Annotated in this window: 2 protein-coding genes; both read right to left on the reverse strand. The window is 45.0% G+C overall.

The genetic code is table 11. The features are described 5' to 3' along the window. Window positions 1-338 precede the first annotated feature (338 nt). Window positions 339-2,339 carry a fructose-1,6-bisphosphatase gene (locus D7V92_RS21620; protein WP_008772677.1) on the reverse strand — a complete coding sequence of 667 codons (2,001 nt, stop codon included), beginning with the start codon at window positions 2,337-2,339 and terminating at the stop codon, window positions 339-341. Window positions 2,340-2,377: 38 nt separating this feature from the next. Then, on the reverse strand, window positions 2,378-3,685 hold the full coding sequence (locus D7V92_RS21625; protein WP_233572892.1) for a hypothetical protein: 1,308 nt from the start codon (window positions 3,683-3,685) through the stop codon (window positions 2,378-2,380). Window positions 3,686-3,754: the final 69 nt, after the last annotated feature.

Genomic DNA, 3,754 nt, shown 5'->3' on the forward strand with positions numbered 1-3,754 from the left:
ACACAACTGGTCATGAAGCCTTTTTAATTAGCTTTTTCAACTGATTTTATTTAGCTTTTTCATTTGGCGTCGACAAATGCCCCGTCACCAACTTATTCGTAAGTCTGTGACGGGGCGTTGCTTGTTTTGTATCTTCTATTATTCTATTGGATATTTGTCAATACCATAGACCTTTTTTATATGAGGATCAATGTAGTAGATTCTTTGCCTCTTCTTGTCCCCCGATCTTGAATATTGCGCTCTTACCTACTAGGCGTTTGAAAGAATGAACGTGTGCCCAAATGCTTATGGGCATTAGGGGAGCGTTACAGTATGTCCGATACCCTATCGGTCAGGAACTACCGCTCCATCCTCTCCTTCTCCTTTATCAACCCATTCCGATACGCATAAAGCAGTTTCTCCAAGTCCTTGATCTGGCTTTGAAGATCCGCACCCTTATCCGTATCTTTCACCATCTGGCGATGGGAGCTTAATTCTACCACGATCGTAGTGGATTTGATATCCAAGCCTTCCTCGATCGCTTTCGCCCGGGATTCGAAGGGTTCGTGTTGCACAAGCTGGAAACCACGGGAGTGATATACTAATGTATAGCCCGCGATACCGGTTTCCAAATGATACGGACGGGAGAAGCCGCCATCGATTACCAACATCTTGCCATTCGCCTTGATGGGATTCTCACCTTGATTGGAACGGACAGGGACATGTCCGTTGATGATATGCCGATGCATACCGGTCACCCCAAACTCATCCAATATCCTATCACAAATTTCCTCTTGCTCTCGTAACGTATAATAAGCGCCTTTTTCCTCCTTATGAGTCTCGGCCTCTTCGATAAAGGCACGCTCGAAAGTAGCCATCTTGCTTTTATCGAATAACGGGGAGTCCTTGCCGCCCCAAAGATACCAGATATAATCATGCGCATATTCCACTTCTTCCTGCTCCCCGGTCTTGAAATAAGCCGTACGGATCAGTTGGTCTACACGGTCCAACAAAGCACGGCCCTTATAATCCTGCCCCAAGATACGTACTGACTTAAACGTCCCATCCGGATTCATCGGGATAGAGGCATGAAACAGTAAATTGGAATTACAAACCTGATACATTCCCCCATGCCGGAAGAAACAACGCATATGCTTTTTCATCTTCTCGCTGCTCTCAAAAGAATGCAAGATCTTTCGGATCAAATCCTCCTCCTCAATAGAAAGACGATACGGATCTTTCGGGTCTAAAGTAGGCCAGTTAGTATCTTTAAGCGTATAATCCTTTCCATCAATATGAACCACTCCCCGCTTCAGATCGATATGGTGCAACAACATCCGGTCATCCATCTCAAACTCCGGACGACGGCGGATGATCTCACCCTCCAGCTTGAACTGGATGATGGTGATCGCCTTGTGCATCTGGGCGATCAAACGGGTGGTCTTCTCATCCATTGCATTATCGGCGAACTTTGTTTTCGGCATGAATAACGCACAAGGATCATCCCCGTACGCCTCCATCGCGAAAGTGGCCAACGGCAAAAGATTGATGCCATATCCATCTTCTAAGGTAGCCATATTACCAAAGCGTAAACACATACGAATCACGTTAGCGATACTTACCAAATTACCGGAAGCGGCTCCCATCCATAAGATATCATGATTACCCCATTGAACATCGAAATTATGGTAATCGCAAAGGATATCCATGATCAGATGAGCGCCCGGACCCCGATCGTAAATATCGCCGATGATATGTAACAGGTCGATTGTCAACCGTTGGATCAAGTTACACATAGCGATAATGAAATCGTCCGCACGTCCCGTGGAGATGATCGTACAAATAATCTGATCCACATAAGCGGATTTATTCGGCTCTACGGAAGACTCGTGCAATAACTCCTGAATAATATAGGAGAACTCCTTGGGTAAAGCCTTACGTACTTTCGAACGGGTGTATTTGGAGGACACGTTCCGGCAAACACGTACCAATTGATTCAAGGTCACTTGATACCAATCTTCCAGATCTTGCTCTTGGCTCTTGATCAGTTCCAGCTTATCCTCCGGATAATAAATCAAGGAACAAAGCTCCTTCTTCTCGGATTCCCGGAGCGTATTACTGAAAATCTCGTTCACCTTGCGCTTTACGGCACCGGAAGCGTTTCTCAGCACATGGCTAAAGGCTTGATCCTCGCCATGTAAATCACTCAAGAAGTGCTCCGTACCCTTCGGTAGGTTCAAGATCGCCTCCAGATTAATGATCTCCGTACTGGCATCCGCGATCGTCGGGAAACTCCGTGCCAACAATTGCAAATACCGTAAATCGTTTTGTACAGATTCGGCTATAATATCTTTTGTCATCTTATCTCTTATTTATACGCGAATATAAATAGATCCGGTCATTTAAACCGAACCTGCTCCGGTTTATTTTTCTCGGCTACTTGCTGGATCTCATAGGGGCTGACCTCTACGGCGCCTTTCGTCAATTCCGGAATATTGTAAGAATACAACTGATAGTCATACTTATCCGGATCTTCTTGAGGCAATAAGAACGGTTTCGAAGGCTTACCGTCTTTCCCTATATAACAAATATAAGGTAAAGTATATAAACCGTTATCCCGGCGGCTACTAAATACGACCCAATCACTATTACTACTCCAAGAATGATAGCTATCCGTATCCGGGCTATTCAACGCAGACATATCCATCGCTGTCCGATTCTCCAAATCCATCATCCGGATCTCCGCATCCGGGTGCCAAATAGGGAACTGCCCATAAGCGGTTTCCGTGTACATCAGGAAACGCCCATCGGGAGAGATACGAGGAAATGTATAGCTCAAGCTATCCGCATGTACCAACGTATCGATCGGGAAGCTGATCTCGCCACGATCCGGATCGAACGCCACACGGCAGAGATTATAACGTACCTTATCATAATTCTCCGGCATCTTCTGGGCCGGGGCCGTACAGAAATAAAGCCATTTACCATCCGGAGAGAACGCGGGGAAAGTCTCGAATGCATCTTTTGTGATCAATGAGGCTTTCGAAAGGATTTCTTTGTTTTTCACGTCATACACCACCACATCGGACTCCAAGTCGAACACTTCCATCTTTTTCTCTTTCACGGAATGGAAAAACTGTTTGATATCATTTACCGATGTGGTGATATAGCGCCCGGAAGGATGCCAGAAAGGATACGTCACATTACTGATCGTCCCATTCGTTTTCGTATTCAATTTACTGATTTTCTTGTCTTGGACAATATAAGTTCCCCCATTCGCCGCACGCATATGGAACATCATCTGCCCCGGATCTCCCATACAGAACGAATGGCAGTTCATACAATTATAGCCAGTCATATCGTTACGGATAATCGGCTGTTCGTCAAACGACTCCAAATTCCGCTGATAAATACCCACAATATGCCATTTCTCGTATCCCGGCTCTATCAAACGGTATACTAAATGAGAGTCGATCGCTTGATCACTGATATAGACAGAGAATGGTGCCCATTTAGTCCACTCATCACCTATCTTCGTGGCGATCGTAACAAAAAAGGCTTTTCCACGGTTCGCGCGTGTCAAGCGAATCCAATCCTTCATCTTAAAACGGATCGTATTTGTCCCATGATATTCAAACACTTCCGACTCACTACCTTCTATTTTCGCATAGCATTCATCCGCTGGTACATTTATCCGGAAATTCAAGGCAATTAAAACAACTATAAATCAGAGACTTACAAAGATTTGGCAAAGATAAAGGAAATAACGACACGA

Source organism: Parabacteroides sp. CH2-D42-20, assembly GCF_003670185.1.
In the GTDB taxonomy this organism is placed as follows: Bacteria; Bacteroidota; Bacteroidia; order Bacteroidales; family Tannerellaceae; genus Parabacteroides; species Parabacteroides distasonis.

Coding starts and splice junctions, on each gene's coding strand:
- D7V92_RS21620 (WP_008772677.1), bottom strand. CDS start 2,339: ATGACAAAAGATATTATAGCCGAATCTGTACAAAACGATTTACGGTAT.